The organism is Pseudomonas sp. DCB_BI, from assembly GCF_026240995.1.
Lineage (GTDB): Bacteria > Pseudomonadota > Gammaproteobacteria > Pseudomonadales > Pseudomonadaceae > Aquipseudomonas.
On record NZ_JAPFCG010000004.1, the window covers coordinates 127,225 to 144,330 of the forward strand.

The 17,106-nt window shown below is 62.7% G+C and carries 16 protein-coding genes and 1 pseudogene; 14 read left to right on the forward strand and 3 right to left on the reverse strand.

The window, feature by feature from the left end; translation table 11 throughout:
- Positions 1-17: 17 nt before the first annotated feature.
- The 3 genes from OO258_RS06060 to paaY form a co-directional block, all read right to left on the reverse strand.
- Positions 18-1,454 (reverse strand): benzaldehyde dehydrogenase, encoded by a 1,437-nt coding sequence (locus OO258_RS06060; RefSeq protein WP_266029230.1) that lies wholly within the window; start codon positions 1,452-1,454, stop codon positions 18-20.
- A gap of 326 nt (positions 1,455-1,780) precedes the next feature.
- Positions 1,781-2,704 (reverse strand): phenylacetic acid degradation operon negative regulatory protein PaaX, encoded by a 924-nt coding sequence (gene paaX / locus OO258_RS06065; RefSeq protein WP_266029231.1) that lies wholly within the window; start codon positions 2,702-2,704, stop codon positions 1,781-1,783.
- Positions 2,705-2,781: 77 nt separating this feature from the next.
- Positions 2,782-3,381: a phenylacetic acid degradation protein PaaY gene (gene paaY, locus OO258_RS06070; RefSeq protein WP_266029232.1), complete on the reverse strand. Its 600-nt coding sequence runs from the start codon at positions 3,379-3,381 to the stop codon at positions 2,782-2,784.
- A 354-nt stretch (positions 3,382-3,735) separates the two neighbouring features.
- On the opposite strand from paaY, the gene paaF reads away from it, so the two are divergent.
- The 14 genes and pseudogenes from paaF to OO258_RS06140 all read left to right on the forward strand — a co-directional run bounded on the left by paaF (position 3,736) and on the right by OO258_RS06140 (position 17,083).
- Positions 3,736-4,509, forward strand: a complete 774-nt coding sequence (gene paaF / locus OO258_RS06075; RefSeq protein ID WP_266029233.1) for a 2,3-dehydroadipyl-CoA hydratase PaaF — start codon at positions 3,736-3,738, stop codon at positions 4,507-4,509.
- 34 nt (positions 4,510-4,543) lie between these two features.
- Complete coding sequence (gene paaG / locus OO258_RS06080; protein WP_266029234.1) at positions 4,544-5,335, forward strand: 2-(1,2-epoxy-1,2-dihydrophenyl)acetyl-CoA isomerase PaaG; 792 nt, start codon at positions 4,544-4,546, stop codon at positions 5,333-5,335.
- A gap of 2 nt (positions 5,336-5,337) precedes the next feature.
- On the forward strand, positions 5,338-6,855 hold the full coding sequence (gene paaH / locus OO258_RS06085; RefSeq protein ID WP_266029235.1) for a 3-hydroxyacyl-CoA dehydrogenase PaaH: 1,518 nt from the start codon (positions 5,338-5,340) through the stop codon (positions 6,853-6,855).
- A complete protein-coding gene (gene paaI, locus OO258_RS06090) occupies positions 6,848-7,288 on the forward strand; it encodes a hydroxyphenylacetyl-CoA thioesterase PaaI (protein WP_266029236.1) in 441 nt (146 codons plus the stop codon). Before paaH ends, paaI begins: the two co-directional genes overlap by 8 nt.
- Positions 7,281-8,501 (forward strand): 3-oxoadipyl-CoA thiolase, encoded by a 1,221-nt coding sequence (gene pcaF, locus OO258_RS06095; protein WP_266029237.1) that lies wholly within the window; start codon positions 7,281-7,283, stop codon positions 8,499-8,501. Before paaI ends, pcaF begins: the two co-directional genes overlap by 8 nt.
- Before the next feature lie 121 nt (positions 8,502-8,622).
- Positions 8,623-9,942, forward strand: a complete 1,320-nt coding sequence (gene paaK, locus OO258_RS06100; protein WP_266029238.1) for a phenylacetate--CoA ligase PaaK — start codon at positions 8,623-8,625, stop codon at positions 9,940-9,942.
- Between the two features lie 218 nt (positions 9,943-10,160).
- Entirely contained in the window at positions 10,161-11,150 is a 990-nt protein-coding gene (paaA, locus tag OO258_RS06105) for a 1,2-phenylacetyl-CoA epoxidase subunit PaaA (protein WP_266029239.1), read from the forward strand.
- Positions 11,151-11,175: 25 nt separating this feature from the next.
- Positions 11,176-11,457 carry a 1,2-phenylacetyl-CoA epoxidase subunit PaaB gene (gene paaB, locus OO258_RS06110; RefSeq protein ID WP_110745376.1) on the forward strand — a complete coding sequence of 94 codons (282 nt, stop codon included), beginning with the start codon at positions 11,176-11,178 and terminating at the stop codon, positions 11,455-11,457.
- Positions 11,458-11,465: 8 nt separating this feature from the next.
- Positions 11,466-12,224, forward strand: coding sequence for a 1,2-phenylacetyl-CoA epoxidase subunit PaaC (paaC, locus tag OO258_RS06115; RefSeq protein WP_110745377.1), 759 nt, complete (start codon positions 11,466-11,468; stop codon positions 12,222-12,224).
- Complete coding sequence (paaD, locus tag OO258_RS06120) at positions 12,211-12,744, forward strand: 1,2-phenylacetyl-CoA epoxidase subunit PaaD (RefSeq protein WP_266029240.1); 534 nt, start codon at positions 12,211-12,213, stop codon at positions 12,742-12,744. The genes paaC and paaD overlap by 14 nt, the downstream gene beginning before the upstream one ends.
- Before the next feature lie 15 nt (positions 12,745-12,759).
- Complete coding sequence (gene paaE / locus OO258_RS06125; protein ID WP_266029241.1) at positions 12,760-13,836, forward strand: 1,2-phenylacetyl-CoA epoxidase subunit PaaE; 1,077 nt, start codon at positions 12,760-12,762, stop codon at positions 13,834-13,836.
- 107 nt (positions 13,837-13,943) lie between these two features.
- Entirely contained in the window at positions 13,944-14,252 is a 309-nt protein-coding gene (locus OO258_RS06130) for a DUF485 domain-containing protein (RefSeq protein ID WP_012272262.1), read from the forward strand.
- Positions 14,243-15,811, forward strand: a pseudogene (locus OO258_RS06135) (cation acetate symporter); the annotation flags it as partial. The gene OO258_RS06130 and the pseudogene OO258_RS06135, both read left to right, overlap by 10 nt.
- A gap of 39 nt (positions 15,812-15,850) precedes the next feature.
- Positions 15,851-17,083 carry an OprD family porin gene (locus OO258_RS06140; protein ID WP_266029350.1) on the forward strand — a complete coding sequence of 411 codons (1,233 nt, stop codon included), beginning with the start codon at positions 15,851-15,853 and terminating at the stop codon, positions 17,081-17,083.
- Positions 17,084-17,106 lie beyond the last annotated feature (23 nt).

Genomic DNA, 17,106 nt, shown 5'->3' on the forward strand with positions numbered 1-17,106 from the left:
CTGTTACTCCCGGAAAATCAAAATGGATAAATGGCAGGCGTTGCAGCGACAGAAACCCACTGGCTCTGCGTGAACTCTTCGGCGTTGACAGAACCGCCAAATCGCCCCCCATTTCCCGAGGCCCCCATGCCGCCGAACGGAACGTTGTACTCGGCATTCACGGTCTGATCATTGATATGCACCATTCCGGTATTGAGGCGAGCCGCGATACTCATCCCTCTGGCCATATCGGCCGTGTGAATACCCGCTGCCAACCCATATGGCGAAGAGTTGATCAGCGCGACCAGTTCATCGTCCGTTTCGAATGGCATGATTGGCGCCACGGGGCCGAACACCTCATCGGTAAACACTGGCATGTCTGGCGAGACCCCAGTCAGTACAGTCGCGTTGTAGAGCAAGCCTGGTCCTGAGCCGCCGACCTGCAACACCGCCCCTTGAGCGATCGAGTCTTGAACCAGAGCATCAACACGCTGATGTTGGTGAGCATTGATAAGCGGCCCCAGATGGACCTGGTCGACGTTCGGGTCGCCGCTGAGCAGCGCCTCCGCGTGCCGGGTCAACGCTTGTGCGTAAGCATCCGCTACCGACGCGTGAACCAGATGACGGCCGGCTTGCATGCAGATTTGCCCTTGGTGCAGAAAGGCTCCCCAAGCGCCATGCGACGCTGCCGCTTCGATGTCGGCGTCTTGCAGCACGACAAATGCATTATTACCGCCGAGCTCCAGGGCCACCTTTTTCAGCAACCCTCCGCAAACCGACCCGATACGACGCCCGATGGCGGTAGACCCAGTGAACGAGATCATATGCACATTGGGATCATTGACCAGCGCCTCGCCTGCTTCGGCCTCACCCGGCAGGACCTGAAACACGCTGTCAGGCAGGCCAGCATCCTTGAACAGTTCGGCCAACAGTAGCCCCCCGCAAACAGACCCCTGGATGGCCGGCTTGAGCAAAACCGCATTGCCTAATGCCAATGCTGGGGCAATAGAGCGCATAGCCAGCAGCAGCGGATAGTTCCAGGGGGTGATCACGCCGACTACGCCGATTGGAATACGGGTCCACAGATTGAGCCGGCCCGGGATGGCTGAAGGGATGATTTGCCCGTGGGGCTGCGCAGCCAGCCCTGCCGCTAGGTAGAGTTGCTCACAGGACGCCTCGAGCTCCCACGCAGCCTTGGCCTTGATAGAGCCGCATTCACGCACATTCCAACTATTGAAAAGCGCCTGGCGGTCGCTTAGAAGTTCAGCTGCCTTACGTAAGACCTTCGCCCGCTGGTCAAAGGGCGCTGCCGCCCAGCTCCGCTGAGCTACCGCCGCCCGTGATGAACTATTGTTCACATCAGCAGCCGTTGCGAGCGTCAGGTCTGCCAGAACGCTTTGCGTTGCAGGCTCCATGAGCGGCACGGTCCCGCCGCTCAGTGGCCTGGCGTAGAGATGCTGGAGTTGTTCAGTCATGCGAAGTTTCCTTCTCTAGGTGTATGCCGACCGTAATCAGTATTTCGGGAACGGTTCACTGCTTCCCAAAACCTCGATAGCAACACGAATGCCAACTTGACTGTTCAACTCAAGACAAATTAAATCCTTTAAATTCAGTAAGATAAAGCCAATAAGAAAGGTCTCCAGAGGACGAGCTTCTTCCCGCTTGGCCATTACGTCAGCAGTGATTCAAATTGACCCATTCACTATGAATCACTGATCGCGAGACGCAGAGCACCCTGGACGCCAAACCCGAAAAGTCCTCGCCCGGAAGAACTTCAGGTGCGCTACTGTCTAAATTCCTGTCATGCGAGCCCGCCAAACCGCTTGTAAAAACTCTCGTTAACATCCGGCAACGGCCCATCCGCTGTCTCCAGCGCGGCATTCAGCCATGCCTCGGCCTTGGCAAACACCAAGCGATAGAGGTTGCGGCACAATTGGCGCGCAGCCCTTCCCTCCCAATCACCGGGCAGCAGTTCGTCAGGGAGTTGTGGGTCACGTAGCAGCAGCCTGCGGTACTCGTGGATCAGCAGCGTGCGCGCCAGGAAGCAATCCTGTGGCCCCAGCTCATCCTGCTCCTTCAGGCTTTGCCATAACGGCCGGAACAGCTGGATGAATTCGCTGTACTGCTGCCCCAGTTCGTCGATGCGCCAACTTTCCCTTACCTGTGCACGCATGGCCTTGGATGCCAGGACTTCTTGGGTGTGGGTTTCGAAGACGATGCTGTCGTCGTCGGCTTCAAGTTCGCGCAGAGTGGTGGCGAGGTCACCGCGATCGGCGCGCGGGCTGCCGAGCAGGTTCGGTGCCATCGCCCCGAAGCCCTGCCATTCCAGTTCTTCGCGCACGGCCTTGCGTTTGCCCGCATCGAGTTGCGACAGCAGCACCAGGGTCCAGGCGCCGTCCCAAGCTGGCTGGCTTGGGCTGTAGACGCGTTTGAACGCTTTCTCAAAGCGCCGGCGCCCCGTGCCCGTCAGGCTGTAGTAGCTGCGCCGGCCAACCTTTTCAGCGGTCAACCAGCCTTCCTTGGTCAGCCGGAAAATCGACGTGCGGATGAGGCGTTCATTGATGCCGATCGGCTCCAGCAGGTTGATCAGGCTTCCCAGCCAGACGGTCCCGCCGTGAGGTTCGATTGCATCGCCGTACAGGGTGATGATCAGGGAGCTGGCGCGGATCGGCGTCTGCTCCTGGAAGCGGGTGATCAGCGTATTCAGTGGGGCAAGATTGCTCATGGGCGAACTGTGCGCGGATAAAGTACCGACTATACCTGCGCGGCGGGCCGCCTGGCCATTGCGTGTCGCAGCCAGGCTCATGCGCTTGCCTGGCTTTTGGGGCGTACCCCAGTGTCTTCCATGCGTGGCCGTCCTGGCTCGGCTTCGCTCAGTGGCGGGCATTCGACCATGCTGTGCATGCAGCGCTGCGCCAGGTGCTGGTACTCCGCCGTCCCGCGCTGTTTCCAGGCTAGCTCCTGATCAGTCAATGGGCGTTTGACCTGCGCGGGTGAACCCATTAACAGGCTTTGCGCTGCACATTCAAAGCCGGCTTTGACGAAGGCCGTGGCCGCGACAATGCAGCGTGGTGCGACATGCGCGCCATCCATCACCACCGCGTTCATGCCGATCAAGGCATCTTCGCCCACACGACAGCCATGCAGCACGGCGCCATGGCCGACGTGGCCGTTGCGTTCTACCACGGTGTCGCCACCCGGGAATCCATGCATCACGCAGGTGTCCTGCACGTTGGCGCCCTCCTCCAGCACGATACGACCGAAGTCGCCCCTGAGCGACGCCAGTGGGCCAATGTAGCAACCGGGGCCGACGATGACGTCACCGATCAGTACCGCACTGGGGTGCACATAGGCTGTTGGGTGGACCACGGGCGTCAGCCCGTCCAGGCGATAGCAAGGCATGCCAAAAGCTCCTCAAGTGATTTGATGTGTCACTTGATCTTGTATCTCAATATAGCGACACGTCAATTACAGTTTTTGTATCATTTCGGGCGATTATGAGTCCAGGCTGGCAAATGCCGCCAAATGCTTTGATCATGCAGTATATGGTCGTAGTAATAGCCGGAGCACGTGACCAGATCAGACTTCAGGCGCAGTACAAACAGATACGCGAAACGAATTTCAATGTTGCATATCTGTATCGTGTGGTGCATATACTCATTGCACCTGAGCGTGCTCCCGATCACGCCTCTGCAAAAAAACTCCAAGAAATGCCGGCATCACGACGTGCCGTGCGTGCAGCCAGAGGAACCCGTTATGCCCCGATATCTCGACGTGCAGGCGCCTGAATTCGGCGTACAGCTCATCACCCTGCAGCGGCCCGAGGCGTTGAACGCTCTGTGTACCGAGCTTCTGGAAGAGCTGGCCGCTGCGCTGAAGGTCGCCGAGCACGACGAGCAGATTGGCGCCGTCGTTATTACCGGTAGCACGAAGGCGTTCGCTGCCGGCGCCGATATCCGCGAGATGGCCGAGCGAGATCTGGTCGGGATTCTCAATGACCCACGCGTAGGCCACTGGCAAAGCATCGCTGCCTTCGCCAAGCCGCTGGTTGCTGCAGTCAACGGTTATGCCCTGGGTGGCGGTTGCGAGCTCGTGATGTGCGCCGACATCGTCATTGCCGGCACAGACGCCCGTTTCGGTCAGCCGGAGATCAACCTCGGCATCATTCCCGGCGCTGGCGGCACACAGCGCCTGCTGCGGGCGGTAGGTAAGCCGCTGGCGATGCAGATGGTGCTGACCGGCGAAGCGATAACCGCCCGCCACGCTCAACAGGCCGGGATGGTCGGTGAAGTCACCCAGCCCGAATTCACCGTGGAGCGCGCCCTGCAGGTTGCCCGCTGCGTTGCCGCCAAGGCGCCGCTGGCCGTGCGCCTGGCCAAGGAGGCTGTGCTCAAGGCCGGTGATACAGACCTGGCCAGCGGCCTGCGCTTTGAACGCCATGCCTTCACCCTGCTGGCCGGCACTGCCGACCGCGATGAAGGCATCCGGGCCTTTCAGGAAAAACGCCAGGCCCGCTTCCAGGGCCACTGATCATCAACCCCTCGACTGACGGAGCGAGTCTGTCATGACTTTCCAGCACATCCTGTTTTCCATCGACGACGGCGTTGCCTTCCTTTCACTGAACCGCCCCGAGCAACTGAACAGCTTCAACACCGCCATGCACCGGGAGGTGCGTGAGGCGCTAAAGCAAGTACGCCAGAGCAGTGAAGCGCGCGTGCTGTTACTGACAGCCGAAGGCCGCGGTTTCTGTGCTGGCCAGGATCTGTCCGACCGCAACGTCGCACCGGGTGCCGAAATCCCAGACCTCGGCGAGTCGATCGACAAGTTCTACAACCCGCTGGTGCGCACCCTGCGTGACCTGCCGCTGCCGGTGATCTGTGCGGTCAACGGCGTGGCTGCTGGCGCAGGCGCCAATATCCCTCTGGCCTGTGATCTGGTATTGGCCGCCCGTTCTGCCAGCTTCATCCAGGCCTTCTGCAAGATCGGCCTGGTGCCGGACTCCGGCGGTACCTGGTTGCTCCCGCGCCTGGTCGGCATGGCGCGGGCCAAAGCACTGGCCATGCTGGGCGAGCGTCTTGGCGCCGAACAGGCCCAGCAGTGGGGGTTGATCCATCGTGTGGTAGACGATGCCGCATTGCGTGACGAAGCCCTCACCCTCGCCCGCCAGCTTGCGACCCAGCCTACCTACGGCCTGGCGCTGATCAAGCGCGGTCTCAATGCCAGTTTCGACAACGGTTTCGATGAGCAGCTTGAACTGGAGCGCGACCTGCAGCGCCTGGCCGGGCGTAGTGAGGACTACCGCGAAGGCGTGAGTGCATTCATGGACAAACGCACGCCGGCTTTCAAGGGGCACTGAACATGGAAGCACTCGCAAGCAATGTGCTGGTGGCGGTGATCGGTGCCGGCGCCATGGGGGCCGGCATCGCACAGGTCGCGGCCCAGGCCGGCCACCCGGTAAAGCTCTACGACAACCGGCCGGGCGCTGCCGCCCAAGCCATGGCAGGCATTGATCGGCAATTGGGTCGGCTGGTAGAAAAAGGCAAGCTGTCAGCCAATGAGCGCGAAGCCATCAGCGCCCGGCTATGCCCAGTCGATAGCCTTGAGGCGCTGGCTGACGCCGGCCTGGTGATCGAAGCGATTGTCGAGCACCTGCAGGTCAAGCAGGCACTGTTCAGTCAGCTTGAAACCCTGTGCGCCGCCGATTGCATCCTCGCCAGCAATACGTCGTCGCTGTCCATCACCAGCCTCGCTGCCGGCCTGAAGCGCCCGCAGCAGGTGGTTGGCATGCACTTCTTCAACCCGGCACCGTTGATGGCGCTGGTCGAGGTAGTGTCCGGCCTGGCAACCGATCCTGAGGTGGCCGCCCGCATCCATGCGACTGCCCAGACTTGGGGCAAGCAGCCAGTGCACACGCGCTCTACCCCTGGCTTCATCGTCAACCGTGTGGCGCGGCCGTTCTATGCCGAAAGCCTGCGGCTATTGCAAGAAGGCGCTGCGGATTGTGCCAGCCTCGATGCGCTGTTGCGTGACGCGGGTGGTTTTCGCATGGGCGCGTTCGAACTCACCGACCTGATCGGGCACGACGTCAACTATGCCGTGACCCGTTCGGTATTCGAGGCATTCTATGGCGATTTCCGCTTCCAGCCTTCGCTGGTGCAGAAAGAACTGGTAGACGCTGGCCGCCTTGGTCGCAAAGCCGGCCAAGGCTTCTATAGCTATGCCGAGGGTGCCGAACGCCCCCAGCCAGCCGAGCTGACCAGCAATGCCAGCGTTGCGGCCTGTGTCATCGAGGGTAGCCTCGGGGTGATGCAGCCGCTGGTCGAGCGCCTGCGCCAGAGCGGCATTGCCGTGACCCAGCGTGCCGGTACTGGCCTGATCCAGGTGGGCGATGCCACCCTGGCCCTGTCCGATGGCCGCCTGGCCAGCCAGCGCGCCCGCGAAGACGGCTTGCGCAACCTGGTGCTGCTCGACCTGGCGCTGGATTACAGCAGCGCCACCCGCCTTGCCATCAGCTGGTCCGCCGATACCACTAGCAGCGCCCGCGACCAAGCCGTAGCCCTGCTGCAGCGTGCCGGCCTGAAGGTGACCGGCGTCGCCGACCTGCCCGGCCTGGTGGTACTGCGCACCGTGGCCATGCTCGCCAACGAAGCCGCCGATGCGGTGCTGCAGGGTGTCGGCAGCGCTGCCGACATCGACCTGGCCATGCGTGCCGGTGTCAATTACCCCCGCGGCCCGCTGGCCTGGGCCGCAGACATCGGCCTTGCCCACACCCTGGCCGTGCTCGACAACCTGCAGCGCAGCTACGGTGAAAGCCGCTATCGCCCTTCCCTGCTGTTACGCCGCTGCGAAGCCAAAGGAGGCACCCTGCATGACTGACGTGCAACTGGCACAAGCTTGTGCCGACGCCATGTACGCCCGCGACCACGCTACCCAGGGCCTGGGCATCACCCTGCTGGATGCCGGGCCAGGCCGGGCAACCCTGCGCATGCCGGTACGCGGCGACATGATCCAGGGCCACGGCACCTGCCATGGCGGTTTCATGTTCGCCTTGGCCGACTCGGCCTTCGCCTTCGCCTGCAACAGCTACGACCAGGCCACCGTGGCGCTGGGTTGCAGCATCGATTACCTGGCACCGGCGTTGCGCGACGACGTGCTTACCGCCTACGCCAGCGAGGTCAGCCGTAAAGGCCGAACTGGCTTGTACGACGTGCGCATCGACAACCAGCGAGGTGAGCTGGTGGCGATGTTCCATGGCAAATCCTACAAAGTGCGCGGCACCGTGCTGGCGCAGGAGACGCAAGATGACTGAACACACCCTGGCCGATGCCTTGATCATCGACGCTGTACGCACGCCGATTGGCCGTTATGCTGGGGCCTTGAGTGGCGTGCGTGCCGATGACCTGGCTGCCATCCCGCTCAAGGCGCTATTGCAGCGCCACCCGGAACTGGACTGGAAAGCCGTCGATGACGTCATTCTCGGCTGCGCCAACCAGGCTGGTGAAGATAACCGCAACGTGGCGCACATGGCCAGCCTGCTTGCCGGGCTGCCGCATCAAGTGCCGGGCACTACCATCAACCGGTTGTGCGGCTCGGGCCTGGATGCAATCGGCAATGCGGCCCGCGCCTTGCGCTGTGGTGAGGCTGGGCTGATGCTGGCCGGCGGCGTGGAATCAATGTCGCGCGCGCCGTTCGTGATGGGCAAGGCCGAGCAAGCATTTGGCCGTGCCGCAGAGCTGTTCGATACCACCATCGGTTGGCGTTTCGTCAATCCGCTGATGAAGGCCGCCTACGGCACCGACTCGATGCCGGAAACAGCCGAAAACGTCGCCGAGCAGTTCGCTATCTCCCGTGCAGACCAGGATGCTTTTGCCCTGCGCAGCCAGCACAAGGCCGCTGCGGCCCAGGCCCGTGGCCGCCTGGCGAGGGAGATCGTGCCGGTCGAGATTCCGCAGCGTAAAGGCCCGGCGAAAGTGATCGAACATGACGAACACCCGCGCGGCGACACGACCCTGGAGCAGTTGGCCAGGCTGGGTACCCCGTTTCGCGAGGGCGGCAGTGTTACAGCGGGGAATGCCTCGGGGGTGAATGATGGTGCCTGCGCGTTGTTGCTGGCCAGCAGCGCCGCGGCCCGCCGCCATGGCCTGAAGGCGCGCGGCCGCATCGTCGGCATGGCGGTGGCCGGTGTCGAACCGCGATTGATGGGCATCGGCCCAGTACCGGCAACGCGCAAGGTGCTGGAGCTGACCGGCTTGTCGTTGGCTGACCTGGACGTCATCGAGCTCAACGAAGCCTTTGCTGCCCAGGGCCTGGCCGTGTTGCGTGAGCTGGGGCTGGCTGATGACGATGCGCGGGTCAACCGCAACGGCGGCGCCATTGCCCTCGGCCACCCACTGGGGATGAGCGGTGCCCGGCTGGTGACCACGGCGCTGCACGAACTGGAAGAGATCGGCGGCCGTTATGGCCTTTGCACCATGTGCATCGGCGTTGGCCAGGGCATTGCCATGGTCATCGAGCGCCTCTGAGCGGTTCCGACCATCCGCTTGTTACCGAACTGAACGCAGCCGTATATGCTGCCTCCATGACACTCACCGCGCGGCCCGCAATGGGGCTTGCGCGGCGTACAAGAACAATTCGAGTGAAGCCATGAACATGTACCATGATGCCGATCGTGCCCTGCTGGACCCGATGGAAACTGCCAGCGTCGACGCCCTGCGCCAGCACCAGCTGGAGCGCCTGCGCTGGAGCCTGAAGCATGCCTACGACAACGTACCGCTGTACCGTCAACGCTTTGCCGAGTGCGGTGCGCACCCCGATGACCTCCACAGCCTCGATGATCTCGCCAGGTTCCCCTTCACCGGCAAGAACGACCTGCGCGACAACTACCCCTACGGCATGTTTGCCGTGCCGCAGCAGGAAGTAGTCCGCCTGCACGCCTCCAGCGGCACCACCGGCAAGCCGACCGTGGTTGGCTACACCCAGAACGACATCGACACCTGGGCCAACGTGGTCGCCCGGTCCATCCGTGCGGCCGGCGGTCGCAAGGGCGACAAGGTGCACGTTTCCTATGGCTATGGCCTGTTCACCGGCGGGCTCGGCGCGCACTACGGCGCCGAACGCCTGGGCTGCACGGTGATTCCCATGTCCGGTGGCCAGACCGAGAAACAGGTACAACTGATTCGTGACTTCCAGCCCGACATCATCATGGTTACGCCGTCCTACATGCTCAACCTGGCCGATGAAATCGAGCGGCAGGGCATCGACCCCCACGACCTCAAGCTGCGCCTGGGGATTTTTGGCGCCGAGCCGTGGACCGACGAGCTACGCCGTTCGATCGAGCAGCGCCTGGGCATCAATGCCCTCGATATTTACGGCCTTTCAGAAATCATGGGGCCCGGGGTGGCAATGGAGTGCATAGAGACCAAGGACGGCCCGACTATCTGGGAGGACCATTTCTACCCTGAGATCATCGACCCGGTCAGCGGCCAGGTGCTGCCAGACGGCCAGCTCGGCGAGCTGGTGTTCACGTCCCTGAGCAAAGAGGCGCTGCCGATGGTGCGCTACCGCACCCGCGACCTTACCCGCCTGCTGCCCGGCACCGCGCGACCGATGCGGCGCATTGGCAAGATCACAGGGCGCAGCGACGATATGCTGATCATTCGCGGGGTCAACGTGTTCCCAACCCAGATCGAGGAACAGGTGCTAAAAATAAAACAGCTTTCCGAGCTCTATGAGATACACCTGTATCGTAATGGAAACCTGGATAGCGTTGAGGTGCACGTGGAGTTGCGTGCCGAGTGCCAGCATCTCGATGAGGGCCAGCGCAAGCTGGTGATCGCCGAGTTGAGCAAACAGATCAAGACCTACATCGGCATCAGCACCCAGGTACACCTGCAACCCTGCGGCGCATTGAAGCGTTCAGAAGGCAAGGCTTGCCACGTGTTCGACAAACGCTTGGCCAGCTGATCCATTCGGCTGCCTGTCCAGGCCCCGGCACAGTCCGGGGCTTTTTTTTGCCTGTCACAGCGCCGTGGCGCTGTGCAGCCTTGCGCTGGACCCGGGCTGCGCAGCGGTTGCTTCGGCGGAAAGCGATACACAAATATTATTTGATACATGCAAAAGCGTTTGACGTCCTGTTTTGTATCGCTTACAAATGACTCATGCCTCAGCAGGAGTCTGAACCCATGTACGCACAGCTAGTGGAAACCGGAGTCAAGCGCATCAAGTCGCTGGAAGAAATGTCCCCCGAGGAACGTAACTTCCAGGAAAAAATCGACGCCGAAATCAAGATCGAAGCCAAGAACTGGATGCCCGAGGCCTACCGCCAGACCCTCGTCCGGCAGATCTCCCAGCACGCCCACTCTGAAATCGTCGGCATGCTGCCCGAAGGCAACTGGGTCACCCGTGCCCCCAGCCTCAAGCGCAAACTGCAGCTGATGGCCAAGATCCAGGACGAAGCCGGCCACGGCCTGTACCTGTACAGCGCCATGGAAACCCTGGGGGCTGACCGCGACGAAGAAATCGCCAAACTGCACAGCGGCAAGGCCAAGTACTCGAGCATCTTCAACTACCCCACCCTCAGCTGGGCCGACATGGGCGCTGTGGGCTGGCTGGTGGACGGCGCCGCCATCGTCAACCAGGTGGTATTGCAGCGCACCTCTTACGGCCCCTACTCCCGCGCGATGATCCGGATCTGCAAGGAGGAGAGCTTTCATCAGCGCCAGGGCTACGAAATGCTCCTGACCATGATGCGCCAGGGCACCCAAGCCCAGCGCGACATGGTCCAGGACGCCATCAACCGCCTGTGGTGGCCGGCGCTGATGATGTTCGGCCCCAGCGACGAACACTCACCCAACAGCGCTCAGTCGATGGCCTGGAAGATCAAGCGCCAGACCAACGACGAACTGCGCCAGCGCTTCATCGACCAGACCGTGCCACAGCTCGAGCTCCTCGGCTGCACCGCCCCCGACCCTGCGCTGAAGTGGAACGCCGAACGCGGCCACTACGACTTCGGGGAAATCCAGTGGGACGAGTTTTACGAAGTGATCAAGGGCAATGGCCCGTGCAACCAGGAGCGCGTCGCCACCCGGCGCAACGCAATCGAGAGCGGTGCCTGGGTACGCGAGGCCGCCGTGGCCTATGCGCGCAAGCAACAGAACAAGAACGCCGCCTGAGCGGCGATTGATGCGGAGATCGAAAATGTCTGTCTGGACCCTCTACGAAGTGTTCGTGCGCAGCAAGCACGGCCTCAACCACAAGCATGTGGGCAGCGTGCATGCCGCCGATGCCGCCATGGCCATGGAGAACGCCCGCGAGCTGTACACCCGCCGCAGCGAAGGTGTGAGCCTTTGGGTGGTGCCCTCGGCACTGATCACCGCCTCCTCCCCGGACGAAAAAGACCCGCTGTTCGCCCCGGCAGACGACAAGGTCTATCGCCATGCCAGCTTCTACGAGCTCCCCGACGAAGTCGGACACATGTGAGGTTGGTCATGCACAAAGAAGCCCTTGTCCCCTACCTGCTGCTGCTCGGCGACAGTGCCCTGGTGCAGGGCCAGCGCCTCTGCGAATGGTGTGGCCGCGCCCCGGCAATCGAAGAAGAACTGGCCTTGATGAATGTCGGCCTCGACCTGGTTGGCCAAGCGCGCAACTGGCTGGAGTACGCCGCCGAGCTGCTTGATGATGGACGCGATGCCGATGCTCTCGCCTTCCGCCGCGACGAGCGCGCCTACCGCAATTTGCTGCTGGTCGAGCAACCCAACGGTGATTTTGCCGTGACCATGGCCAAGCAGTTCCTCTACGACGCCTGGCACTTCGCGGTGCTCCAGGGGTTGGCCGAGTCGGCTGATGCCCGTATTGCCGGTATCGCCGCCAAGGCCCTGAAGGAAGTGACCTACCATCTGCGCCGCTCTGGCGAGTGGGTGCAGCGCCTGGGCGGTGGCACCGAAGAAAGCCGCCAGCGCATGCTCGCCGCCATCCCGGCATTGTGGCGCTTCACCGTCGAGCTCAGCGCTGCCAGCGACCATGAAGTGCGTCTGGCCAACGCCGGCATTGCCGCCGACCCGGTTGCGGTGGGCGCCGCCTGGCTCAAGCAGGTGGCCGCGATCTTCGCCTCGGTTGAACTGCCGCTGCCCAAGGCTGCCAGCCACTTCTACCTGGATGGCCGCAAAGGCCTGCACACCGAGCACCTGGGCCTGCTACTGGCCGAAATGCAGTTCCTGCCAAGGGCCTACCCCGATGCAACCTGGTGAGCTGATTGCCGGCGACCGCGGTGCGCGGGCGCAGCAAGGCGACGATCTGGCCCGGGCCTGGGCAGTGCTGGGCCTGGTGATGGACCCGGAAGTGCCAGTGGTCAGTGTGGTCGACCTGGGGATCGTGCGTGATCTTGATTGGCGCGCCGGCCACCTGCACCTGGTGGTCACCCCGACTTACTCCGGTTGCCCGGCAACCGAGGTGATCGAGGGAGACATTCGCCAGGCGCTGGAACAGGCCGGTTTCTCCGCGCCGGCGCTCGAGCGCCGGCTGACCCCGGCCTGGAGCACCGATTGGATCAGCGAACTGGGCCGCGAACGCCTGCGTGCCTATGGCATCGCACCGCCACAGGGCAGCGCCAGCAAACGCACCCTGCTAGGCGAAGCCCCCCAGGTGTGCTGCCCCCAGTGCGGCAGCGACCATACCGAATTGCTCAGCCAGTTCGGTTCCACGGCCTGCAAAGCGCTGTACCGCTGCCGCGAGTGCCTGGAGCCGTTCGACTATTTCAAATGCATTTGAGCCGTGGAGAACGCCATGAGCCAGTTTCACAGCCTGACCATCAAGCAAGTACGCAACGAGACCCGTGATGCGGTGTCGATTGCCTTTGACGTACCCGACCACCTGCAGGGCCAATTCCGCTTCACGCAGGGCCAGTACCTGGTCATGCGTACCCTGCTGGACAACGAAGAAGTCCGGCGGTCTTACTCGATCTGCAGCGCGGTCCAGGACGGCGAGCTGCGCGTGGCTGTCAAGCGCGTGCCGGGCGGTCGTTTTTCGGCGTTTGCCAATGAAGTACTCAAGGCCGGCCAGCAACTGGAAGTGATGCCGCCTTCGGGCAACTTCCACGTACCGCTTGACCCGACCCGCCAGGGCAACTACCTGGGCGTGGCCGCTGGCAGCGGCATCACGCCGATCCTGTCGATCATCGCAACCACCCTGGCAACTGAGCCCGACAGCCGCTTTACCCTGCTGTATGGCAACCGCTCCAGCTCGGGCGCCCTGTTCCGCGACAGGCTCGAAGACCTGAAAAACCGTTACCTCGACCGCCTCAACCTGATTTTCGTGTTCAGCCGCGAGCAGCAGGACGTGGACCTGTACAACGGCCGGATCGACGCCGACAAGTGTGGCCAGCTGTTCTCGCGTTGGCTTGACGTTCCCGGCCTGGACGCGGCCTTTATCTGCGGCCCGCAGGCGATGACCGAGACCGTGCGCGACAGCCTGCAGGCCAATGGCCTTGGCAAGGAGCGCATCCACTTCGAACTGTTCGCGGCGGCCGGCAGCGAAGCTCGCCGCGAGGCCCGCGAGGCAGCGCGCCAGGTGGATGCAGCGCTCAGCCACATCACCGTGATCAGTGACGGGCGGGCACTGAGTTTCGACTTGCCGCGCAACACCCAGAACGTGCTGGACGCCGGCAATGCCATTGGCGCCGAGCTGCCCTACTCGTGCAAGGCCGGCGTGTGCTCGACCTGCAAGTGTCGGGTGATCGAGGGCGAAGTGGAAATGGACAGCAATCATGCCCTGGAAGACTACGAAGTGGCCGCCGGCTACGTGCTTTCGTGCCAGAGCTACCCGGTGAGCGCCAAGGTAGTCCTCGATTTCGACCAGCTCTGAGACCGAGCTGCCTCCTTTGCGGGCGTGCCCGCGAAGAGGCCGTGAGCAGCACTGCAACACCCGCGTGACCTCAACAAAACAATTACAACACCCAGAGATCGCATCCCATGACACCCGAACGCATAGAAAGCATCGCCAACCACCCCGACTTCCAGCACCTGGTACGACGCAAGCGCCGTCTCAACGGCAGCCTGACCCTGGCCATGCTGGTGATCTACTACGGCTTTGTGCTGCTGGTGGCGTTCTCGCCCAGCACGCTCGGCCAGTCGCTCAGTGGTGGCGTGACCACGGTCGGCATGCTGGTCGGCGTGCTGATGGTGCTGCTGTCCTTCGCCCTTACCGGCATCTACGTGCACCGCGCCAACAACGTGCTCGACCCGCTCAACGACAAGGTCAAGCAGGAGTGCGCACAATGAACTGGACCGCCATCTCGATGTTCATGGTGTTCGTTTGCTTCACCCTGCTGGTTACCCGCTGGGCCGCGCTGCGCACCCGTTCGGCAAGCGACTTCTACACCGCCGGCGGTGGCCTGACGGGTATGCAGAACGGCCTGGCGATTGCCGGTGACATGATCAGCGCCGCGTCATTCCTGGGCATATCGGCGATGATGTTCCTGAACGGCTATGACGGCCTGCTCTATGCCCTGGGCGTGCTGGCGGGCTGGCCGATCATCCTGTTCCTGATCGCCGAACGCCTGCGCAACCTGGGCAAGTACACCTTCGCCGACGTGGTCAGCTACCGACTGGCACAAACCCCGGTGCGCCTGACTTCGGCTTTTGGCACGCTGGTGGTGGCACTGATGTACCTGGTGGCGCAGATGGTCGGTGCCGGTAAGCTGATCGAGTTGCTGTTCGGCATCAGTTACCTGTACGCGGTGATGCTGGTCGGCCTGCTGATGGTCGCCTACGTCACCTTCGGCGGCATGCTCGCCACCACGTGGGTGCAGATCATCAAGGCCGTGATGCTGTTGTCCGGCACCAGCTTCATGGCGTTCATGGTGCTCAAGCACTTCGGCTTCAGCACCGAAGCGATGTTTGCCAGCGCCGTGGCCGTGCATGCCAAGGGCCAGGCAATCATGGCGCCCGGTGGCTTGCTGTCCAATCCGGTCGATGCCATCTCCCTGGGCTTGGGCATGATGTTCGGTACCGCCGGCCTGCCGCATATCCTGATGCGCTTCTTCACGGTCAGTGACGCCAAGGAAGCACGCAAGAGCGTGTTCTACGCCACCGGCTTCATCGGTTACTTCTACTTGTTGCTGATCATCGTCGGCTTCGGCGCCATTGTCATGGTCGGCACCGAACCGTCCTATCGCGATGCCAGCGGGGCAATCATCGGCGGCGGCAACATGGTCGCCGTGCACCTGGCCCAGGCCGTGGGTGGCAACCTGTTCCTCGGTTTCATTTCCGCCGTGGCATTCGCCACCATCCTTGCCGTGGTCGCCGGCCTGGCGCTGTCTGGCGCATCGGCGGTGTCCCACGACCTGTATGCCTGCGTCATGCGCAAAGGCCAGGCGACCGAGCAAGAGGAAATGCGCGTGTCGCGTATCGCCACGCTGATCATCGGCCTGCTGGCCGTCATTCTCGGCCTGATGTTCGAGTCGCAGAACATCGCCTTCCTTTCTGGACTGGTGCTGGCCGTGGCTGCTTCCGTCAACTTCCCTGTGCTGCTGCTCTCGATGTTCTGGAAGGGCCTGACCACCCGCGGCGCAGTGTGCGGCAGCATGGCGGGGCTGGTCTCGGCGGTAGTGCTGGTGGTGCTGGGCCCGGCAGTGTGGGTCAACGTGCTGCATAACGACAAAGCGCTGTTCCCTTACAGCAACCCGGCGCTGTTCTCGATGAGTCTGGCCTTCCTCGGGGCATGGCTGTTCTCGGTCACTGACAGCTCCGAGCGCGCCACCGCAGAACGCGGTCGCTACCTGGGCCAGTTCATCCGCTCCATGACCGGTATCGGCGCCGCCGGCGCCAGCAAGCACTGACTTCAAGGACGCACAAGCATGTCGGATAAAACAACAACAATGAACCGCACGCACTTCATCTCAGCCACCTGGCTGGCTGCTCTCGCCCTGCCGCTGCCGGCCATGGCCGATTTTATCGGTGACAGCCACGCACGGGTGGAACTGCGCAACCACTACATCAACCGCGACTTCCGCCAGGGCAATGCCCCGCAAGCCAAAGCCGAGGAATGGGGCCAAGGCTTCACCGCCAAGCTGGAGTCAGGCTTCACCGACGGCCCGGTCGGCGTTGGCGTCGACGCCATGGGCCAGCTGGGTATCAAGCTCGATTCCAGCCGCGACCGGCGCAACACGGGCCTGCTGCCGTTCGGGCCGAACAGCCAGGCGCCGGTCGACGACTACAGCGAGCTGGGCTTGACCGGCAAGGTGCGTGTGTCCAGGAGCACCCTGCGCCTGGGCACCTTGCAGCCGATCCTGCCGGTGGTGGTCTACAACGACACCCGGCTGCTGGCATCGACCTTCCAGGGGGGGCTGCTGACCAGCCAGGACCATGAAGGCCTTACCTTCAACGCCGGTCGCCTGACCAAGGCCAACCTGCGCGACTCGTCGGGCCGTGACGACATCGGTTATGGCGCCGCGACCAGTGATCACCTGGACTTTGGCGGCGGCAGCTACGCCATCACCCCGCAAACCAGCGTCAGTTACTACTACGCCAAGCTCCAGGACATCTACCGCCAGCAGTTCGTCGGCCTGATCGACACCCGCCCGCTGGCCGAGGGCATAAGCCTGCGCAGCGACCTGCGTTATTTCGACAGCCGTAACGACGGCGCCGAACGGGCTGGCACTGTCGATAACCGCAACTTCAACGCCATGTTCACGCTCGGCGTACGCGCGCACAAGTTCACCGCCACCTGGCAGCAGATGTCCGGGGACAGCGCCTTTCCGTTCGTCAATGGCGGCGACCCGTTCACCGTCAACCTGGTCACCTACAACACCTTCACCCGCGCCGGCCTGGACTCGTGGCAGGTGCGCTACGACTACGACTTCGTTGCCATGGGCATTCCCGGCCTGAGCTTCATGACCCGCTACACCGACGGCCGCCACGCGGAAACCGCCACCGTCAGCAACGGCCGCGAGCGCGAACGCGACACCGATATCACCTACGTCATTCAAAGCGGCCCATTCAAGGACGTGAGTCTGCGTTGGCGCAATGTCACCTTCCGTTCCGGCAATGGCCTGACCAATGCCGTTGACGAAAACCGCCTGATCATCGGCTACACCCTGGCGCTGTGGTAACCGCGCCCTCACTCATGAACAGC